Annotated in this window: 20 protein-coding genes; 12 read left to right on the top strand and 8 right to left on the bottom strand. The window is 67.8% G+C overall.

Annotated features, from left to right (window positions below; all coding sequences use genetic code 11):
- Nucleotides 1-152 precede the first annotated feature (152 nt).
- Nucleotides 153-1,487: an NAD(P)/FAD-dependent oxidoreductase gene (locus DMO17_RS12245; RefSeq protein ID WP_110682772.1), complete on the top strand. Its 1,335-nt coding sequence runs from the start codon at nt 153-155 to the stop codon at nt 1,485-1,487.
- Between the two features lie 176 nt (nt 1,488-1,663).
- Here DMO17_RS12245 and DMO17_RS12240 read toward each other — a convergent pair whose 3' ends face one another.
- Nucleotides 1,664-1,888: a DUF1127 domain-containing protein gene (locus DMO17_RS12240; protein WP_110682771.1), complete on the bottom strand. Its 225-nt coding sequence runs from the start codon at nt 1,886-1,888 to the stop codon at nt 1,664-1,666.
- A 175-nt stretch (nt 1,889-2,063) separates the two neighbouring features.
- Between DMO17_RS12240 and DMO17_RS12235 the strand changes: the two genes are divergently transcribed.
- Nucleotides 2,064-3,485 (top strand): aminotransferase-like domain-containing protein, encoded by a 1,422-nt coding sequence (locus tag DMO17_RS12235; RefSeq protein WP_110682770.1) that lies wholly within the window; start codon nt 2,064-2,066, stop codon nt 3,483-3,485.
- Here the strand turns inward: DMO17_RS12235 and DMO17_RS12230 are convergent, their stop codons facing one another.
- The 3 genes from DMO17_RS12230 to DMO17_RS12220 form a co-directional block, all read right to left on the bottom strand.
- On the bottom strand, nt 3,486-4,442 hold the full coding sequence (locus tag DMO17_RS12230) for an OmpA family protein (protein WP_110682769.1): 957 nt from the start codon (nt 4,440-4,442) through the stop codon (nt 3,486-3,488). It abuts the gene before it with no gap.
- Nucleotides 4,443-4,477: 35 nt separating this feature from the next.
- Nucleotides 4,478-5,635: an MFS transporter gene (locus DMO17_RS12225; RefSeq protein WP_110682768.1), complete on the bottom strand. Its 1,158-nt coding sequence runs from the start codon at nt 5,633-5,635 to the stop codon at nt 4,478-4,480.
- Between the two features lie 314 nt (nt 5,636-5,949).
- Entirely contained in the window at nt 5,950-7,443 is a 1,494-nt protein-coding gene (locus DMO17_RS12220) for an aldehyde dehydrogenase (RefSeq protein ID WP_110682767.1), read from the bottom strand.
- Between the two features lie 217 nt (nt 7,444-7,660).
- Between DMO17_RS12220 and DMO17_RS12215 the strand changes: the two genes are divergently transcribed.
- From DMO17_RS12215 to DMO17_RS12205, 3 genes are all read left to right on the top strand, one after another.
- Nucleotides 7,661-8,023, top strand: a complete 363-nt coding sequence (locus DMO17_RS12215) for a cupin domain-containing protein (protein ID WP_110682766.1) — start codon at nt 7,661-7,663, stop codon at nt 8,021-8,023.
- 127 nt (nt 8,024-8,150) lie between these two features.
- Nucleotides 8,151-8,822, top strand: a complete 672-nt coding sequence (gene rpiA, locus DMO17_RS12210) for a ribose-5-phosphate isomerase RpiA (RefSeq protein WP_110682765.1) — start codon at nt 8,151-8,153, stop codon at nt 8,820-8,822.
- 73 nt (nt 8,823-8,895) lie between these two features.
- Nucleotides 8,896-9,228, top strand: coding sequence for a YegP family protein (locus DMO17_RS12205; RefSeq protein WP_110682764.1), 333 nt, complete (start codon nt 8,896-8,898; stop codon nt 9,226-9,228).
- Between the two features lie 41 nt (nt 9,229-9,269).
- Here the strand turns inward: DMO17_RS12205 and DMO17_RS12200 are convergent, their stop codons facing one another.
- Genes DMO17_RS12200 through rph form a run of 3 tightly spaced genes read right to left on the bottom strand, consistent with a single transcriptional unit; the run spans nt 9,270 to nt 11,376 of the window.
- On the bottom strand, nt 9,270-10,208 hold the full coding sequence (locus DMO17_RS12200; protein ID WP_110682763.1) for a DUF808 domain-containing protein: 939 nt from the start codon (nt 10,206-10,208) through the stop codon (nt 9,270-9,272).
- A gap of 58 nt (nt 10,209-10,266) precedes the next feature.
- Nucleotides 10,267-10,632, bottom strand: coding sequence for a DUF4870 domain-containing protein (locus tag DMO17_RS12195; RefSeq protein ID WP_110682762.1), 366 nt, complete (start codon nt 10,630-10,632; stop codon nt 10,267-10,269).
- Between the two features lie 24 nt (nt 10,633-10,656).
- On the bottom strand, nt 10,657-11,376 hold the full coding sequence (gene rph, locus DMO17_RS12190; RefSeq protein ID WP_110682761.1) for a ribonuclease PH: 720 nt from the start codon (nt 11,374-11,376) through the stop codon (nt 10,657-10,659).
- A 159-nt stretch (nt 11,377-11,535) separates the two neighbouring features.
- On the opposite strand from rph, the gene DMO17_RS12185 reads away from it, so the two are divergent.
- The 7 genes from DMO17_RS12185 to DMO17_RS12155 all read left to right on the top strand — a co-directional run bounded on the left by DMO17_RS12185 (nt 11,536) and on the right by DMO17_RS12155 (nt 17,123).
- The gene (locus DMO17_RS12185; RefSeq protein ID WP_110682760.1) at nt 11,536-12,399 is read left to right on the top strand and encodes a YicC/YloC family endoribonuclease; all 864 of its coding nucleotides are present in this window, start codon (nt 11,536-11,538) and stop codon (nt 12,397-12,399) included.
- 39 nt (nt 12,400-12,438) lie between these two features.
- On the top strand, nt 12,439-13,059 hold the full coding sequence (gene gmk / locus DMO17_RS12180) for a guanylate kinase (RefSeq protein ID WP_110682759.1): 621 nt from the start codon (nt 12,439-12,441) through the stop codon (nt 13,057-13,059).
- 105 nt (nt 13,060-13,164) lie between these two features.
- A complete protein-coding gene (gene rpoZ / locus DMO17_RS12175) occupies nt 13,165-13,431 on the top strand; it encodes a DNA-directed RNA polymerase subunit omega (protein ID WP_110682758.1) in 267 nt (88 codons plus the stop codon).
- Between the two features lie 63 nt (nt 13,432-13,494).
- Complete coding sequence (gene spoT / locus DMO17_RS12170) at nt 13,495-15,603, top strand: bifunctional GTP diphosphokinase/guanosine-3',5'-bis pyrophosphate 3'-pyrophosphohydrolase (RefSeq protein ID WP_110682757.1); 2,109 nt, start codon at nt 13,495-13,497, stop codon at nt 15,601-15,603.
- 40 nt (nt 15,604-15,643) lie between these two features.
- A complete protein-coding gene (locus DMO17_RS12165; RefSeq protein WP_110683029.1) occupies nt 15,644-16,024 on the top strand; it encodes a RidA family protein in 381 nt (126 codons plus the stop codon).
- 8 nt (nt 16,025-16,032) lie between these two features.
- A complete protein-coding gene (locus DMO17_RS12160; protein ID WP_110682756.1) occupies nt 16,033-16,758 on the top strand; it encodes a hypothetical protein in 726 nt (241 codons plus the stop codon).
- Complete coding sequence (locus DMO17_RS12155; RefSeq protein ID WP_110682755.1) at nt 16,758-17,123, top strand: type IV secretion protein Rhs; 366 nt, start codon at nt 16,758-16,760, stop codon at nt 17,121-17,123. The genes DMO17_RS12160 and DMO17_RS12155 overlap by 1 nt, the downstream gene beginning before the upstream one ends.
- Here the strand turns inward: DMO17_RS12155 and DMO17_RS12150 are convergent.
- Nucleotides 17,099-17,971, bottom strand: coding sequence for an SDR family oxidoreductase (locus DMO17_RS12150; protein WP_110682754.1), 873 nt, complete (start codon nt 17,969-17,971; stop codon nt 17,099-17,101). The genes DMO17_RS12155 and DMO17_RS12150 overlap by 25 nt on opposite strands.
- Nucleotides 17,972-18,124 lie beyond the last annotated feature (153 nt).

Here is an 18,124-nt window from a genome sequence, read left to right as displayed (position 1 = left end):
GCCTTGTGCTGAATGCCGCTAGTGTATCCGCCCGGCAGTGGCGTCGATGACTGCGAGTGAAAAGAGTTTTTCCTGGGGCGCTCTTGGCGCCTGGCATGGGCCATGCTTAAGCTGCGTAAAATTTTAACAACACATAACTCAGGATTTCGCACATGAACGCCCGCGTTCACCAGCCGCAACGCCCCGCCGTGCACAGCGACCAGCACGCCGCCTCCTACTACGCCGCCACGGCCAACCGCCAGCTGAGCTACCCGACGCTGGCGGGCGAGGAACTGGCCGACGTATGCATCGTCGGGGGCGGCTTCTCCGGCCTCAACACCGCCATCGAACTGGCCCGCAAGGGCTTCTCGGTGGTGCTGCTGGAAGCTCATCTGGTCGGCTGGGGCGCCAGCGGGCGCAACGGCGGCCAGCTGATCCGCGGGGTCGGCCACGGCGTCGAGCAGTTCGAGCCGGTGATCGGCGCCGACGGCGTGCGCCAGCTCAAGCTGATGGGCCTGGAAGCGGTGGAGCTGGTGCGCCGCCGCGTGGAAGAGTTCCAGATCGACTGCGACCTGACCTGGGGCTACTGTGACCTGGCCAACAAGCCGGCGCACCTGGACAGCTTCGCCGAGGACAAGGCCGAGCTGGAAAGCCTCGGCTACCGCCACGAACTGCGCCTGCTGCAACCGCAGCAGATGTACCAGGTCGTCGGCTCCGACCGTTACTGCGGCGGCATGATCGACATGGGCTCCGGCCACCTGCACCCGCTCAACCTGGCCCTCGGCGAGGCAGCCGCAGCGGCCTCGCTGGGCGTGCGCCTGTTCGAACACTCGCCGGTGAGCCGCATCGACTACGGCCCCGAGGTGAAGGTGCACACCGCCCGCGGCAGCGTGCGCGCCAAGACCCTGGTGCTGGCCTGCAATGCCTACCTCAACGGCCTGGACCCTGAGCTGGGTGGCAAGGTACTGCCCGCCGGCAGCTACGTGATCGCCACCGAGCCGCTGGGCGAAGCCCGCGCACGCGCGCTGATCCCGCAGAACATGGCGCTGTGCGACCAGCGCGTGGCGCTGGACTACTATCGCCTGTCAGCCGACAAGCGCCTGCTGTTCGGCGGCGCCTGCCACTATTCCGGCCGCGATCCGGCGGACATCGCCGCCTATATGCGGCCGAAAATGCTGAAAGTCTTCCCGGAGCTGGAGGATGTGCGCATCGACTTCCAGTGGGGCGGCATGATCGGCATCGGCGCCAACCGCCTGCCGCAGATCGGCCGGCTCAAGGACCAGCCCAACGTCTACCACGCCCAGGCCTATGCCGGGCACGGCCTCAACGCCACCCACCTGGCCGGCAAGCTGCTGGCCGAGGCGATTGCCGGCGAACAGGGCGGCGGTTTCGAGCTGTTCGCCAAGGTGCCGCACATGACCTTCCCCGGCGGCAAGCACCTGCGCTCGCCGCTGCTGGCGCTGGGCATGGCCTGGTACCGCCTGAAGGAAGCGGCGGGTCTGGTCTGAAACCATAGAAGGGGCGCGATCCCCCTCTCCCCGGCGGGGAGAGGGGACGTATAGCACTGGTCGCTAGCTCGATGGTGGGTAGCCCGGATGCAATCCGGAAGCGGGCGGCCTGCCTCCCGGATTGCATCCGGGCTACAGGTGGTCGGAACCCGGCTGGCAGACCGCAGAGTCCGCACCTAGCGCAACAACCGCCACCAGGACCGGGTCGCCTCGGCCCGCGCCTGCTCGGCGGTCAGGCCGATGTCCTGCAGCTGCTCGGCATCCAGCTCGAGCAGCGCGCGGCGGGTCGCCAGGTGCCGGCGCAGCAGGCGCCAGCGCCGCCCCAGCTCGCGCAGCGGCAGGCGCTCGCCACAGTCGCGGCGCTCCCGCAGCGCCACATACAGATCTCCGAATTCGCGCATGGTCGGCCCTCCGTCAGGCTGTTCCCTTGGGAGACCATGATGGCGGCGACCATACAGACGATACAGATTCAACAATAATTAATTAACACCATACAGAGCGCTCGACTGCGGGGCTGAATGCTCTATTCTGGCGGCATCTGTATTGCTCGCCCGGCATCAGGGCAAGGCATCTGTCATGACCCTCTACATGAACCTGGCCGAGCTGCTCGGCACCCGCATCGAGCAGGGCCTGTACCGCCCCGGAGAACGCCTGCCCTCGGTGCGCGCCCTCAGCCAGGAGCACGGCGTCAGCCTGAGCACGGTGCAGCAGGCCTACCGCCAGCTGGAGGACGACGGCCTGGTGGAGCCGCGGCCGAAGTCCGGCTACTTCGTGCCGCTGGGCCGGCAGAAACCGGCGCTGCCGATGGTCAGCCGCGCGGCGCAGCGCCCGGTGGAGGTGTCGCAGTGGGACCAGGTGCTGGAGCTAATCGCCACCCCGCCCTATGGCGACATGGTGCAGCTCGGCCGCGGCATCCCCGACATCGCCGCACCGACCCTGCGCCCGCTGCTGCGCAGCCTGTCGCGCCTGAGCCGGCGCCAGGGCCTGCGCGAGCTGAGCTACGGCAGCCTGGAGGGTGATTTCGGCCTGCGCGAGCAGGTGGCGCGGCTGATGCTGGACTCCGGCTGCCAGGTGCCGGCCGAGGACATCGTCATCACCACCGGTTGCCACGAGGCGCTGTCGGCCGCGCTGCGCGCCATCTGCCAGCCCGGCGACATAGTCGCGGTGGACTCGCCGAGCTTCCACGGGGTGATGCAGGCGCTCAAGGGCTTCGGCCTCAAGGCCCTGGAGCTGCCCACCGACCCGCTCACCGGGATCAACCTGGAAGCCCTGGAGATGGCCCTGGAGCAGTGGCCGATCAAGGCCATCCAGCTGACCCCGACCTGCAACAACCCGCTCGGCTACATCATGCCCGAGGCCAACAAGCGCGCCCTGCTGGAACTGGCCCAGCGCTACGACCTGGCGATCATCGAGGACGACATCTACGGCGAGCTGGCCTACCGCTACCCGCGCCCGCGCAGCATCAAGTCGTTCGACGAGGACGGCCGCGTGCTGCTCTGCAGCTCCTTCTCCAAGACCCTGGCGCCGGGCCTGCGCATCGGCTGGATCGCCCCCGGCCGCTACCTGCAGCGGGTGCTGCACATGAAGTACATGGGCACCGGGATGAGCGCCCAGCTGCCGCAGCTGGCGCTGGCCGAGTTCATCGGCGCCGGCCTCTACCAGCCGCACCTGCGGCGCATGCGCAGCCAGTACGCGCGCGGCCGCGAGCTGATGACCGGCTGGGTCAGCCGCTATTTCCCCGCCGGCACCCGGGTCAGCCAGCCGCAGGGTGGCTTCATGCTGTGGGTGGAGATGCCGCAGGGCTTCGACAGCCAGCGCCTCAACCGCCTGCTGGCGCCGCACAGGGTGCAGATCGCGCCGGGCAGCATCTTTTCCGCCGCCGGCAAGTACCGCAACTGCCTGCGCATGAACTTCGCCACGGCCCAGGGCGAGGCCATCGAGCAGGCGGTGCGGCGGGTCGGCGAGACGGTGGCGCAGCTGCTGGCCGAGCCGGCCTGACTACTGCGCCCGGTCCACCAGTTCCACGCGCCGGTTCAGCGCCCTGCCCGCCTCGTCGCGATTGCTCGCCACCGGCGCGGCCATGCCGACGCCAACCGCGGTCAGGCGCTCGCGGGCAATGCCGTGCTGCGTCACCAGCGCCTCGACGATGGACTGCGCGCGGCGCTGCGCCAGCTCGCGGTTGTAGTCCAGCGCGCCCTGGGCGTCGGTATGCCCGACCACCAGCACCTGCAACTGCGCGCGGGCCTGCAGCAGCTTGGCGATCTCTGCCAGCTGGGCCGCCGAGTCGGCGCGCATCTCGGCCTTGTCGGTGTCGAAGTACAGGCCGTACAGGGCCACCCGGCCCTGCTGGTCGAGCCCCTTCTGCAGCTCGCCGGCCTCGACCACCAGCATGCGCTGCTCCATCGCCTTGCGCTCCAGCACATCCAGCTGGATCAGGCTTCGGCCCTTGTTCGGCCCGCCGCCGGACTGGTTGAGCACCACGTAGAGCGCGGCATACAGATCACCTTCCGGCCGCTTGAGACGGGCATACAGATAACGCTGATCCTGGTGATACTCGCGAAAATGCATGTCCAGCGTGATCGCATGGTTGAAGTTGCGCCCGCCGCATTCCTCGCGCGCGCAGGCGAACAGGGTCTCGAAGCCGGCGTCGGCCAGGGCCTGCTGGTAGTTGCGCAAGATCTCCAGCGGCGTGCGCTCGGCCGGCGCGCGGTAGCTCAGGCGGGTCAGCTTGCCTTCCAGCACCTCGGTGGCGTCCAGGTTCTTCTGCAGGCCGCCGTAGGCGGTGGCCGGTGCCTTGAGAAAGCGCCAGTCGGTATAGGCCTGCGTCTGGTAGGCGTAGATTTCCGCGCCCTCGTAGCGCGGGATGGCCGGGTGGTCGGCGCTGCCGGGCAGATCGGCGGCGCCGGCGGCGAACGCCAGCAGAGCCAGAGGCGCGGCGAGGATTCGGCTGTACATGCTGGTCTCCCGGCGGATGGGCCTGGGAGACAACCCTAGTCGCCAGCCAGTGGGCTCGCCAGCGGCGCCTGGAAGGCCGCGCGGCGCCAGGCCAGCCAGACGAACAGCGCGGCACCGGCGGCCATCAGCAGCGGCAGCGCATGGCCGCTCAGCCACTGGCTGGCGGCGCCGGTGGACAACGGCCCGAGCAGGCAGCCGACGCCCCACAGCAGGGCGATATGGGCGTTGGCGCGGACCAGCGCGTCATCGCGGTAGAACTGCCCGACCAGGATCAGCGATAGGGTATAGAGCCCGCCGGCGGAAGCGCCGAACAGCACCAGCAGCGGCCAGATCAGTGGCGTGTGCAGCAGTGCCGGGATGGCCAGGCTGGACAGCAGCAGGACCACACCGCAGACGCGGAACAGGGTGGCGCGCGACACCCGGTCGGCGAGCAGGCCGATGGGTAGCTGCAACAGGGCATCGCCGACCACCACCACGCTGGCCATCAGCAGCGCCGTCTCCTGGGCGAAGCCTTCGCGGATCAGGTAGACCGGCAGCAGGGTCAGGACCATGGCCTCGAAGGCGGCGAACAGCGCCACCGCCCAGGCGATGGCCGGCTGGCCGCGACAGAAACGCAGGAAGCCACGCCCGGAGGCGCTGTGCGCATCCACCCGCGGCGCCCCGCTATGGCCGAGCAGCACCAGGCTGCCGGCCACCAGCAGGCCGACCGAGAGCCAGAAGCCGAGGTCGCTGGTGCTGCCGATGACCGTCAGCGCCAGCGGTCCGGCCAGCTGGCTGAGGGCGAAGCCGGTGCCGTACAGGGCCACCAGGCGGCCGCGCAGGCGCTCCTCGACCAGCTGGTTGATCCAGCTTTCGCCGAGGACGAAGACCACGGTCAGGGAAATGCCGATCAGCAGGCGCAGCAGCAGCCACAGCGGGTAATAGGGCAACAGGGCCAGCAGACCGACCGACAGAGCACTGGCCAGCAGGCACAGGCGCAGGCTGCGCGGTGTACCCAGCCAGCCGGCCAGGCGCCCGGTCAGACGCGCCCCGAGCAGCACGCCGACGGCCGGCATGGCCGCCATCACGCCAATGGCGAAGGGCCCGTAGCCCCAGCTTTCCAGGCGCAGCGAGACCAGCGGCAGGGTCACCCCCAGCGCCAGCCCGACTATGACCACCGCCGCAGTAACGGCGAAGTAGGTTCCCCAACGCATAGCCCAATCCTTTCCGGCCAAAGCAAACGGCCGGGTTCCCAAGGAAACCCGGCCGCAGGTGTGGCTCACTCGGGAGCCGGCCCCGAAGGGCGGACCTCAAAGTACGGTCAAACTAGCCCAACATCGATGAAGATCTCCTGGGCTAAGGCCAGGACCAACGACCAACGGGAGTAACAGCCGTTAGGCTGGCCCGAAGGGCGAGCGTCAGCGAGTCAGGCGCCCCGCAGCTTTAAGCGCAGCGTACTGCAGTACGTGAGCATTAAAGCGAGGACGCAACGCCGTATGGCCGACGACCAGGAGATCGTCCTGCGTACTTAAAGCTTGATCCAGGTGGCCTTGATCTCGGTGTACTTGTCGAAGGCGTGCAGCGACTTGTCGCGGCCGTTGCCCGACTGCTTGTAGCCACCGAACGGCGCGGTCATGTCGCCGCCGTCGTACTGGTTGACCCACATGCTGCCCACGCGCAGGGCCTTGGCGGCCAGGTGCGCCTTGGACAGGTTGCTGGTCCAGATGGCGGCGGCCAGGCCGTAGATGCTGTCGTTGGCAATGGCGATGGCCTCCTCGGTGGTGTCGAACGGAATCACCGTGAGCACCGGGCCGAAGATCTCTTCCTGGGCGATGCGCATCTTGTTGTGTGCGTCGTCGAAGATGGTCGGCTCGACGTAGACACCACCGGTTTCCTCCAGGGTGCGCTTGCCGCCGCAGAGCATCTTGGCCTGGTCGGCATGGCCGGCTTCGATGTAGGACAGCACGCTGTTCAGGTGGCCCTGGTCGACCAGCGCGCCGACCTGGGTCTCCGGGTCCAGCGCATGGCCGACCTTCCAGCCCTTGAGGGCCTCGACCACCATGGGCATGAACTGGTCCTTGATCGAGCGCTGCACCAGCAGGCGCGAACCGGCGGTGCACATCTCGCCCTGGTTGAAGCAGATGGCCATGGCAGCGGCCTCGGCGGCCTCCTTCAGGCAGGGCGCGTCTTCAAACACGATGTTGGCGCTCTTGCCGCCGGCTTCCAGCCAGACGCGCTTCATGTTCGATTCGCCGGCATAGATCATCAGCTGCTTGGCGATCTTGGTCGAACCGGTGAACACCAGGGTGTCGACGTCCATGTGCAGGGCCAGGGCCTTGCCCACAGTGTGGCCGAAGCCCGGCAGCACGTTGAGCACGCCGGCCGGAATACCGGCCTCAAGCGCCAGCTCGGCCATGCGGATGGCGGTCAGCGGGGATTTCTCCGACGGCTTGACGATCACCGAGTTGCCGGTGGCCAGGGCCGGGCCCAGCTTCCAGGCGGTCATGATCATCGGGAAGTTCCACGGCACGATGGCGGCGACCACGCCCACCGGCTCGCGGGTCACCAGGCCCAGTTCGTCGTGCGGGGTGGCGGCCACCTCGTCATAGATCTTGTCGATCGCCTCGCCGCTCCAGCGGATAGCGCGCGAGGCACCGGCCACGTCGACGCTCAGGGAGAAGGCGATCGGCTTGCCCATGTCGAGGGTTTCCAGCAGGGCCAGCTCCTCGGCGTGGGCGTCGAGCAGGTCGGCGAAGCGGATCATGATCTTCTTGCGCTCGACCGGCTTCATGCGCGACCACACGCCGGACTCAAAGGTGGCGCGGGCATCGCGTACGGCGACGTCGGCATCGGCGGCGTCGCAGCTGGCGATCAGGCCGAGGACACGACCATCGACCGGGCTCACGCACTCGAAGGTCTGGCCGGAAACGGCATCGCGGTGCTCGCCGTGGATCAGGGCGCGGCCTTCGATCTTCAGGTTCTTGGCGCGCTGTTCCCAGTCGGCACGAGTCAGGGTGGTCATGCGAGTATCCTCGGTGGAAGCGTGTGGCAAATAGGCAACACGCACTGTCAATTATTCTGCCAGGCCGATTGCCGGCCATCGTGCGGGCAACACTAAACCAGAGCGAATCACCTTTTCAATATTTTTGACAAACCGCCGGTCAAACGCCTTGCAATGTTCGTTTTATCAAACATAGACTGCCGCTCATCGACAGCCCACAACACCAGGACCCCACGCCATGAATGTCGCCCAGATCGTCGATTTCGCCAGTGCCACCACCGCGCCGGAACACTACCGTCCGGCCGCCGAGAAGATCCTCAAGGGCGACCCCGAGCAGAGCGTGCGCAACCACTACAGCAGCCCCTGCGGCCAGTTCCACACCGGCATCTGGGAAGGCGCCGTGGGCCAGTGGACGATCAACTACACCGAGCACGAGTACTGCGAGATTCTCCAGGGCGTGTCGGTGATCCGCGATCAGGACGGCAACGCCAAGACCGTGCGCGCCGGCGACCGCTTCGTCATCCCGGCCGGCCTCAAGGGCACCTGGGAAGTGCTGGAGCCCTGCCGCAAGGTCTATGTGATGTTCGAGAGCAAAGCCTGACCGGGCACTTTCAACGTCTATCCTGCGTCACCCTTGTAGCCCGCTGCCCGCGGGCTTTTTTTCGCCTGCCCCTCGGCCACCAATGCACCTATAATTCGCCTCCCCTCCTCCACACGCAGAACCCGCGATGACCCAGGATCAGCTCAAGCAGGCCGTGGCCCAGGCCGCCGTCGACCACATCCTCCCCCAGCTCGACAGCAAGAGCGTGATCGGCGTCGGTACCGGCTCCACCGCCAACTTCTTCATCGACGCCCTGGCCCGGCACAAGATGGCCTTCGACGGCGCCGTGGCCAGCTCCGAAGCCACCGCCGCGCGGCTCAGGGGCCACGGCATCCCGGTGTACGACCTGAACGCGGTGGACGGCCTGGAGTTCTACGTCGACGGCGCCGACGAGAGCGACCAGCACCTCAACCTGATCAAAGGCGGTGGCGCCGCCCTGACCCGCGAGAAGATAGTCGCGGCCGTGGCCAAGACCTTCATCTGCATCGCCGACGCCAGCAAGCTGGTGCCGGTGCTGGGCGCCTTCCCGCTGCCGGTGGAGGTCATCCCCATGGCCCGCAGCCATGTCGCCCGCCAGCTGGTGAAGCTGGGCGGCGATCCGGTGTACCGCGAGGGCGTGGTCACCGATAACGGCAACATCATTCTCGACGTGCACAACATGAGCATCGTCGACCCGGTGAAGCTGGAGGCCGAGATCAACGCCATCGTCGGCGTGGTCACCAACGGCCTGTTCGCCGCGCGCCCGGCCGACCTGCTGCTGCTCGGCACCGCCGAAGGCGTGAAGACGCTGAAGGCCTGAGCATCCCGGCATGCCCGCTGGCGGGGGAGCGTCTAGGCTTAGCGGACTCCCCCACCACGACAGAAGTCGGACCATGGCCAGCAAGTTCCACCTGAAGAAAGCCAGCGACGGGCAGTTCCACTTCAACCTGCTCGCCGGCAACGGCGAGATCATCCTCAGCAGCGAGCTGTACAAGGCCAAGCCCTCGGCCCTGGACGGCATCGAGTCGGTGCGCAAGAACGCGCAGCGCGACGGCGCCTTCGAGGTCAAGGAAACCAGCAGCGGCAAGTTCCATTTCGTGCTCAAGGCCAGCAACGGCCAGGTGGTCGGCCAGAGCCAGCACTACGCCAGCCGGGCCAGTGCGGAAGGCGGCGTGCAGTCGGTGCAGAAGAACGCGCCGGGCGCCGAGCTGAAGGACGAAAGCTGAGCCGGCCAGGGGCGCACTCGACAAGAGCGCGCCCCATCCCCTCAGGCGGCGCGCAGCGCCTTCCAGGCCCTGCCGCCGGCAGTCACCAGCAGCAATACCAGGGCACCGACCACGACGCCGAACAGGGCGTCGACCAGGGTCGGCGTCAGCACGGCCAGCACGCCGCCGATGGCCGGCAGTGCCTCGATCGCCTCGACCCAGTGGTGCACCAGATCGTGCGCGCCCGGTATGCCGTGGGTGAGGATGCCGCCACCGACCATGAACATGGCCGCGGTGCCCACCACCGACAGCAGCTTCATCAGCCCCGGCGCCAGCCACAGCAGGGCCCGGCCCAGGCCTTGCGCCGCGGCGCTGGTGCGCTGGCTGAGGTAGAGGCCGGCGTCGTCCAGCTTGACGATGCCGGCCACCAGGCCATAGACGCCGACCGTCATCAGCAGGGCGATGCCGGAGAGCACCAGCACCTGCTGGGTGAAGGCCTGTTCGGCGACCACGCCGAGGGTGATGGCGATGATCTCGGCGGAGAGGATGAAGTCGGTGCGCACCGCGCCCTTGATCTTGTCCTTCTCGAAGGCCTGCATGTCCACCGCCGGGTCGGCCAGGGCCTGGACGTGCTCGGCGTGGTGCTGCTGGTCTTCCTCTTTGCTGTGGAGAAACTTGTGCGCCAGTTTCTCGAAGCCCTCGAAGCACAGGAAGGCGCCACCGAGCATCAGCAGCGGGGTCACCAGCCAGGGCGCGAAGGCACTGATCAGCAGGGCCGCCGGCACCAGGATCAGCTTGTTGATCAGCGAGCCCTTGGCCACCGCCCAGACCACCGGCAGCTCGCGCTCGGCCTTGACCCCGGTGACCTGCTGGGCGTTCAGCGCCAGGTCGTCGCCGAGCACGCCGGCGGTCTTCTTCGCCGCCACCTTGGTCATCACCGAGACGTCGTCCAGCACGCTGGCGATGTCGTCGAGCAGAGTTAACAGACTGGCTCCGGCCACTTCCGATTTCCTTATGTGAGTGGTTGCAGAAAAAGGCCCCGCAAGCGGGGCCCTGACATTACTTGATCAGCCGCCAACACAGCGGGTAGCGGTAGGTCTGGCCCTCGTTGGCCTTGATCCCGGCGATGATGGTCAGCACCAGGGCGCCGAGGCCGAGCAGCGGCAGCAGCAGGAAGCCGATCACCACCACGGCCAGCAGGATGCACACCAGGGCGGCGATGGACACGGTGATGTGGAAGTTCAGCGCCTCCTTGCCCTGGTCGTCGACGAAGGGGTCGAGGTCGCGCTTGATCTGCCAGACCACCAGCGGGCCGAGCAGGTTGCCGAAGGGGATCAGCAGGCCGACGAAGGCCGCGAAGTGGCAGAACATCGCCCACTGGCGGGCTTCCGGGCTCGGGGTGGGACTGAGGTTCTGCTCTTCCATGGGGCTCTCCGCGGGTTGTGGGAATCAGTCGGCCAGGGTCGCGCGCTGCAGTTCGAACAGCTCGCGCATGCCCTGCTGGGCCAGCGCCAGCATGGCATTCAGTTCTTCCGGCTGGAAGGGGGCGCCTTCGGCGGTGCCCTGCACCTCGATGAAGCCGCCGGCGTCGGTCATCACCACATTGAGGTCGGTCTCGGCGGCCGAGTCTTCCAGGTAGTCCAGGTCCAGCACCGGCTCGCCCTGGTAGATGCCCACGGACACGGCGGCGACCATCTGCTTGAGCGGCTCGCCCTTGAGCGCGCCGCGCTTCTTCAGCACCTTGAGGGCGTCGACCAGCGCCACCATGGCACCGGTGATGGAGGCGGTGCGGGTGCCACCGTCGGCCTGGATCACGTCGCAGTCGATGTAGATGGTGTTCTCGCCCAGCTTGCTCATGTCCAGCGCGGCGCGCAGCGAGCGGCCGATCAGGCGCTGGATCTCCAGGGTGCGCCCGCCCTGCTTGCCGCGGCTGGCCTCGCGGGCGTTACGCTCGCCGGTGGCGCGCGGCAGCATGCCGTACTCGGCGGTCAGCCAGCCCTGGCCCTGGCCCTTGAGGAAGCGCGGCACGCCAGCCTCGACGCTGGCGGTGCAGATGACCTTGGTGTCGCCGAACTCGACCAGCACCGAACCCTCGGCGTGCTTGGTGTAGTTGCGGGTGATGCGCACGGAACGCAACTGGGTGGAAGCACGGCCGCTGGGACGTTTCATCTGCTGATACCTGTAGGGAAGCGGAAATCTCGGGCGCCGGGGCGCGCGAACCTGCCGGCATTATAGGGCGGCCCGGGACGCCGCGACATGGCGGATTGGGCCGGCGGTCGCACTGCGCTACAATCCCGCGCCTCATTCGCCATTCCACGAGGACCTCCCATGGTGCACAGCATGACCGCCTTCGCCCGCGTCGAAGGGGCCGGCGCCCACGGCACCCTGAGCTGGGAACTGCGCTCGGTCAACCACCGCTACTTGGAGCCGCACCTGCGCCTGCCGGAGGCCTTCCGCGACCTCGAAGGCGCGGTGCGCGAAGCCCTGCGCCAGGGCCTGTCGCGCGGCAAGGTGGAGTGCACCCTGCGCTTCGCCGAGGAAAACACCGGCCAGCGCCTGCAGGTCGACGAGAACCGCGCCCGCCAGCTGGTCGCCGCCGCCGAACAGGTGGCCGCACTGATCCAGCAGCCGGCGCCGCTCAATCCCCTGGAAGTGCTGGCCTGGCCCGGCGTGCTGGTAGCCGACGTGGCCGACCCGCAGGCGCTCAACGCCGCCGCCCTGCAGCTGTTCGAGCAGGCCCTGGGCGAACTCCGCAACGGCCGCGCCCGCGAAGGCGCCGAGCTGGCCAGACTGCTGGGCGAGCGCCTGGACGACATCACCGCCGAAGTCGCCGCCCTGCGTGGGCTGATCCCCGAGATGCTGGCCAACCAACGCCAGAAGATCGAGACCCGCTTCGCCGAGATGCGTGCCGAAGTGGACCCGCAGCGCCTGGAGCAGGAGCTGGTGCTGCTGGCGCAGAAGAGCGACGTGGCCGAGGAGCTGGATCGCCTGGCCACCCACGTCGCCGAGGTGCGCCGCGTGCTCAAGGCCGGCGGCGCCGCCGGCCGGCGCCTGGACTTCCTCATGCAGGAACTCAACCGCGAGGCCAACACCCTCGGCTCCAAGGCCTTCGACCCGCGCAGCACCCAGGCCGCGGTCAACCTCAAGGTCCTGATCGAGCAGATGCGCGAGCAGGTCCAGAACATCGAATAAGCCGCTAGGCTTGAGTCAACGCCCTCCCAGGACATACAGATGACCGTCACCACCGGCACCCTCTACATCGTTTCCGCCCCCTCCGGCGCCGGCAAGACCAGCCTGGTCAAGGCCCTGCTCGACAGCGACGTGCGCATCCGCGTCTCCGTCTCGCACACCACCCGCGCCATGCGCACGGGCGAGGTCGACGGGGTCAACTACCACTTCGTCAGCCGCGAGCAGTTCGTCGCCATGCTCGAGCGCAGCGAATTCCTCGAGCATGCCCAGGTCTTCGACAACCTCTACGGCACCTCGCAGAAGTGGGTCGAGCAGACCCTGGCCGAAGGTTTCGACCTGATCCTCGAGATCGACTGGCAGGGCGCCCAGCAGGTACGCCGCCTGATGCCGCAGGCCAAGTCGATCTTCATCCTGCCGCCGACCCAGGAAGCCCTGCGCCACCGCCTGACCAACCGCGGCCAGGACAGCTCGGAGATCATCGAGCGGCGCATGCGCGACGCGGTCAGCGAGATGACCCACTACGTCGAGTACGACTACCTGGTAATCAACGACGATTTCGCCCACGCGCTGGACGACCTCAAGGCGATCTTCCGCGCCAATCAGCTTCGCGCCAGCCAGCAGGAGCAACGTCACGCCGGGCTGCTGGGTGAACTGCTGGCCTGACCGGCCACCGAAAAGCCTTCCCTAAATGCTGGTGATTTTTTAGACTATTCAGTCCGCTCGCCCATCCGGGCCCAGCCTTATTTGCTATTTGCCACGAGGAACACCATGGCCCGCGTTACCGTTGAAGACTGCCTGGAGAACGTAGACAACCGCTTCGAGCTGGTCATGCTGGCCACCAAGCGCTCCCGTCAACTGGCCACCGGCGGCAAGGAGCCGAAGGTCGCCTGGGAAAACGACAAGCCCACCGTAGTGGCCCTGCGCGAGATCGCCGCCGGTCTGGTGGACGCCGAGTTCGTCGCCCAGGAAGACATCGTCGAGGAAGAGCCGCTGTTCGCCGCCGCCTTCGAGGAAGAGGCCAACGAGCCTCTGTAAGTCCATGCCTGGTCGAAGTCTAGCGGCGCAGGTTCAACCGTCAGCCCGGCAGGGGGTCAACCCATGCCGAGCATAGACACCCTCGCCGAGCGACTCTCGACCTACCTGGCCGCGGATCAGGTCAACCTGGTCCGCCGCGCCTACTTCTACGCCGAGCAGGCCCACGACGGCCAGCGCCGCCGCAGCGGCGAGGCCTACGTCACCCACCCGCTCGCCGTCGCCAACATCCTCGCCGACATGCACATGGACCATCAGAGCCTGATGGCGGCCATGCTGCACGACGTGATCGAGGACACCGGCATCGCCAAGGAAGCCCTCCACGCGCAGTTCGGCGAGACCGTGGCGGAGCTGGTCGACGGGGTCAGCAAGCTGACCCAGATGAACTTCGAGACCAAGGCCGAGGCCCAGGCCGAGAACTTCCAGAAGATGGCCATGGCCATGGCCCGCGACATCCGCGTGATCCTGGTCAAGCTGGCCGACCGTCTGCACAACATGCGCACCCTGGAAGTGCTGTCCGGCGAGAAGCGCCGGCGCATCGCCAAGGAAACCCTGGAAATCTACGCACCCATCGCCAACCGCTTAGGGATGCACAGCATGCGCGTGGAGTTCGAGGACCTCGGCTTCAAGGCCATGCACCCGATGCGCTCAGAGCGCATCCGCGCCGCGGTCAGGCGCGCCCGCGGCAACCGCAAGGAAATCGTCGCCAAGATCGAGGAGTCGATCACCGCCTGCCTGCAGCGCGAAGGCATGGAAGGCCAGGTGATCGGCCGCGAGAAGCACCTCTACAGCATCTACCAGAAGATGCGCGGCAAGCGCCGGGCGTTCAACGAGATCATGGACGTCTATGCCTTCCGCATCATCGTCGACAAGGTCGACACCTGCTACCGCGTGCTCGGCGCCGTGCACAACCTGTACAAACCCCTGCCCGGGCGCTTCAAGGACTACATCGCGATCCCCAAGGCCAACGGCTACCAGTCGCTGCACACCACCCTGTTCGGCATGCACGGCGTGCCCATCGAAATCCAGATCCGCACCCGCGAGATGGAGGAGCTGGCCAACAACGGCATCGCCGCGCACTGGCTGTACAAATCCGCCGAGGACGAGGCGCCCAAGGGCAGCCACGCCCGCGCGCGACAGTGGGTCAAGGGCATCCTCGAACTGCAGCAGCGCGCCGGCAACTCGCTGGAATTCATCGAGAGCGTGAAGATCGACCTGTTCCCCGACGAGGTCTACGTCTTCACCCCGAAGGGCAAGATCATGGAGCTGCCCAAGGGCTCCACCGCGGTCGACTTCGCCTACGCGGTGCACACCGACGTCGGCAACAGCTGCATCGCCTGCCGCATCAACCGCCGCCTGGCGCCGCTGTCGCAGGCCCTGGAGAGCGGCTCGACGGTGGAGATCGTCACCGCCCCCGGCGCGCGGCCGAACCCGGCCTGGCTCAACTTCGTGGTCACCGGCAAGGCGCGCACCCATATCCGCCACGCCCTCAAGCTGCAGCGCCGCTCCGAGTCGATCAACCTCGGCGAGCGCCTGCTGAACAAGACCCTCACCGGCTTCGACAGTCACCTGGAGAAGATCGGTGCCGAGCGCATCCAGGCCGTGCTCGGCGAATATCGCCTGGAAGTGCTCGAAGACCTGCTCGAGGACATCGGCCTGGGCAACCGCATGGCCTACGTGGTGGCGCGCCGCCTGCTGGCCGAGAGCGGCGAGGCCGCGCCCAGCTCCGACGGCCCGCTGGCCATCCGCGGCACCGAGGGCCTGGTGCTGAGCTACGCCAAGTGCTGCACGCCGATTCCCGGCGACCCCATCGTCGGCCACCTGTCCGCCGGCAAGGGCATGGTGGTGCACCTGGAAAGCTGCAAGAACATCGCCGACATCCGCCACAACCCGGAGAAGTGCATCCAGCTCAACTGGGCCAAGGATGTCGCCGGTGAATTCAACGTCGAACTGCGCGTCGAGCTGGAGCACCAGCGCGGCCTGATCGCCCTGCTGGCCAGCAGCGTCAACGCCGCCGACGGCAATATCGAGAAGATCGGCATGGACGAGCGCGATGGCCGCATCAGCGTGGTCCAGCTGGTCATCAGCGTGCATGACCGCGTGCACCTGGCGCGCGTCATCAAGAAGCTGCGCGCCCTCAAGGGCGTGATCCGCATCACCCGCATGCGCGCCTGAGGGCGCGCGGCGTCAACAAGAAAATCCATTGGAGCTGTCCATGAGCAAGACCGTCATCACCTCGCCCAACGCCCCGGCCGCCATCGGCACCTACTCCCAGGCGATCAAGGCCGGCAACACCGTGTACCTGTCCGGGCAGATCCCGCTGGACCCGAAGACCATGGAGCTGGTGCAGGGCTTCGAGGAGCAGACCGTGCAGGTATTCGAGAACCTCAAGGCGGTGATCGAGGCGGCCGGCGGCTCGTTCAAGGACGTGGTCAAGCTGAACATCTTCCTCACCGACCTGTCGCACTTCGCCAAGGTCAACGAGATCATGGGCCGCTACTTCGAGCAGCCCTACCCGGCCCGCGCCGCCATCGGCGTGGCCGCCCTGCCGCGCGGCGCGCTGGTGGAAATGGACGGCATCCTGGTCATCGACTGAGCCGCGCCGTGCGCCATCTCCTCATCCTGGCTGCCGCCCTGCTGGTCGGCTGTGCCGGCCCGCAGAACGCGGACGGCACCTGGATCAACCAGCCGATCATCGACGCCGCGCGCGAAGGCATCCCCCTGCGCGAGGCCCTGCTGGCCCACGGCCCCACCCTGGAGTGGCGGCTGGACGGCCCGCGCGGCCTGGCCACCTACAGCAACGGCTTCGAGCAGCCGGAAGGCCGCCTGACAGCCGGTGAGGACGGCACGCTGCGGGTCGAGTACCCGGGTGACTACCAGGAGGCGCTGCACCTGCGCGGCGATGTCCTGGTGCAGCAGGCCAGCCCCTACGGCCCCGAGCAGCATTTCCGCCGCCCGCAACAGCAGGCGACGGAGGGCGCGCCGGTCGGCAGCAGCTTCGAATGGGCGCTGTACGAGGCCTACCTGGGCGGCGAGTGGAAGATCCGTGAGGGTGTCGGCGAGGGTGGCCTGGTGCTGTTCCACCCGGACGGCCGCCTGGAAGGCCTGCCCGGCGCCGAGCGCTATGCCCTGTGCCTGGCCGGCGACTGCGCCTCGATGGCCGGCGAGCACGACAGCCTGTGGCTGCAGCTGGGCAACCAGGGCGCGCCCTGGCTGTTCCAGCGCGACGGCGACCAGTTGCGCATCTTCCGCGCCCTCAACCGCGCCGCAGCAGACGAAGTGCCGGACCTGCACCCCGGGCGCCTGGCCTGGCTGCTCGAGCGCGACTGATGCCGCGCGCCCTGTTCCTGCTCTGCCTGCTGCTGGCGGGCCTGCCAGTACAGGCCGAGCAGCGCCATTACAACGACAGCGGACGCTATCTGGGCCGCACCGACGACGACGGCCGCGCCTACGACAGCTCCGGGCGCTACACGGGGCGCACCGATGCAGATGGCCGCCACTACGATGCCTCCGGACGCTATACCGGCCGCACCGATGCCAACGGCCGCCGCTATGACGACAGCGGCCGCTATGTCGGGCGCCAGGATGAGGATGGTCGGCGCTACGACGACTCCGGGCGCTACCAGGGCCGTACCGATCCGGACGGCCGCCACTACGATGGCAGCGGCCGCTACAACGGGCGCAGCGACGACTGAGCGTCGGCCAGCACCGCCGCATAGCCCTCGCGATAGCTGGGGTACTGCGGCACCCAGCCCAGCGCCCGCGCCCGCGCATTGCTGCAGCGCTTGCTGCCGGCGCGGCGCACGCTGTTCTGCTCGGCCCAGTGGCTCACACCCAGCTGTTCGCGCAGCCAACCCACCACCTCGTGCAGCGGCGCCGGTGCGTCGTCCACCCCCAGGTAGCAGTCCGCCAGCGGCGTGCCGGCGGCATCGGCCTGCAGCAGGAACGCCAGCAGGCCGGCAGCGTCCTCGACATGGATGCGGTTGCCATACAGCGGCGGCTCGCTGGCCACCCGGTAGCCCTGGCGCACCTGGTTGAGCAGCCACTGGCGACCGGGGCCGTAGATGCCGGTCAGGCGTACCAGGGTCGCCGGCAGGCCGCTGCCCAGGGCCAGGTCCTCGGCCTCGCGCATGATCCGTCCGGAATAACTGCTCGCCTGTGCCGGGGAGGTCTCGTCCACCCATTCGCCGGCCTGCTGGGCATAGACCCCGCTGCTGGAGACGAACAGCAGGCGCCGCGGCCGTTGTCCACGCTCGGCCAGCCAGGCCAGCACATGGCGCAGGCCGTCGACATAGGCCGCGCGGTAGCCGGCCTCGTCATGCTGGCTGGCCGCCACGCAATACACCAGGTAGTCCAGCTCGCCCTGCGGCCAGGCCGACGGACATACCGGCTGTTGCAAATCGCCAGCCACCGGGCGTACCTCGGGGGGTAGACGCGCGGCATCACGCCGCAGGCCATACAGGGTCCAGCCGGCCGGCGCCAGGCGCTGTGCCAGGCGGCTGCCGACATCGCCACAACCAGCAATCATCAGGGTCTTGGACATGGAAAGGTTCTACCTTGGTGACAGAGGGGGGGCCGGCACCGTGTCGGGGCACGGGCGGCCCGAGAGTTACAGTGTTTCTTTCACAAACAAGAATTACTTGCAATAATACATGCCGTTTCGCATGCAGGGCTCAGTTCCCCTCGCCCGCTGCTC

It is taken from the genome of Aquipseudomonas alcaligenes, assembly GCF_003205495.1.
Taxonomy (GTDB): Bacteria; Pseudomonadota; Gammaproteobacteria; order Pseudomonadales; family Pseudomonadaceae; genus Aquipseudomonas; species Aquipseudomonas alcaligenes_B.
This window is presented reverse-complemented; position numbering and strand designations above follow the sequence as displayed.

Excerpts from the sequence above, each read along its gene's own strand:
- DMO17_RS12240 (WP_110682771.1), bottom strand. The coding sequence starts at position 1,888 with ATGCGCGAATTCGGAGATCTGTATGTGGCGCTGCGGGAGCGCCGCGAC.
- DMO17_RS12220 (WP_110682767.1), bottom strand. The coding sequence starts at position 7,443 with ATGACCACCCTGACTCGTGCCGACTGGGAACAGCGCGCCAAGAACCTG.
- DMO17_RS12150 (WP_110682754.1), bottom strand. The coding sequence starts at position 17,971 with ATGTCCAAGACCCTGATGATTGCTGGTTGTGGCGATGTCGGCAGCCGC.
- rpiA (WP_110682765.1), top strand. The coding sequence starts at position 8,151 with ATGACCCAGGATCAGCTCAAGCAGGCCGTGGCCCAGGCCGCCGTCGAC.
- DMO17_RS12205 (WP_110682764.1), top strand. The coding sequence starts at position 8,896 with ATGGCCAGCAAGTTCCACCTGAAGAAAGCCAGCGACGGGCAGTTCCAC.
- DMO17_RS12155 (WP_110682755.1), top strand. The coding sequence starts at position 16,758 with ATGCCGCGCGCCCTGTTCCTGCTCTGCCTGCTGCTGGCGGGCCTGCCA.
- DMO17_RS12165 (WP_110683029.1), top strand. The coding sequence starts at position 15,644 with ATGAGCAAGACCGTCATCACCTCGCCCAACGCCCCGGCCGCCATCGGC.
- DMO17_RS12245 (WP_110682772.1), top strand. The coding sequence starts at position 153 with ATGAACGCCCGCGTTCACCAGCCGCAACGCCCCGCCGTGCACAGCGAC.
- spoT (WP_110682757.1), top strand. The coding sequence starts at position 13,495 with ATGCCGAGCATAGACACCCTCGCCGAGCGACTCTCGACCTACCTGGCC.
- DMO17_RS12195 (WP_110682762.1), bottom strand. The coding sequence starts at position 10,632 with ATGGAAGAGCAGAACCTCAGTCCCACCCCGAGCCCGGAAGCCCGCCAG.
- DMO17_RS12235 (WP_110682770.1), top strand. The coding sequence starts at position 2,064 with ATGACCCTCTACATGAACCTGGCCGAGCTGCTCGGCACCCGCATCGAG.
- rph (WP_110682761.1), bottom strand. The coding sequence starts at position 11,376 with ATGAAACGTCCCAGCGGCCGTGCTTCCACCCAGTTGCGTTCCGTGCGC.
- gmk (WP_110682759.1), top strand. The coding sequence starts at position 12,439 with ATGACCGTCACCACCGGCACCCTCTACATCGTTTCCGCCCCCTCCGGC.
- DMO17_RS12230 (WP_110682769.1), bottom strand. The coding sequence starts at position 4,442 with ATGTACAGCCGAATCCTCGCCGCGCCTCTGGCTCTGCTGGCGTTCGCC.
- rpoZ (WP_110682758.1), top strand. The coding sequence starts at position 13,165 with ATGGCCCGCGTTACCGTTGAAGACTGCCTGGAGAACGTAGACAACCGC.
- DMO17_RS12185 (WP_110682760.1), top strand. The coding sequence starts at position 11,536 with ATGGTGCACAGCATGACCGCCTTCGCCCGCGTCGAAGGGGCCGGCGCC.
- DMO17_RS12215 (WP_110682766.1), top strand. The coding sequence starts at position 7,661 with ATGAATGTCGCCCAGATCGTCGATTTCGCCAGTGCCACCACCGCGCCG.
- DMO17_RS12225 (WP_110682768.1), bottom strand. The coding sequence starts at position 5,635 with ATGCGTTGGGGAACCTACTTCGCCGTTACTGCGGCGGTGGTCATAGTC.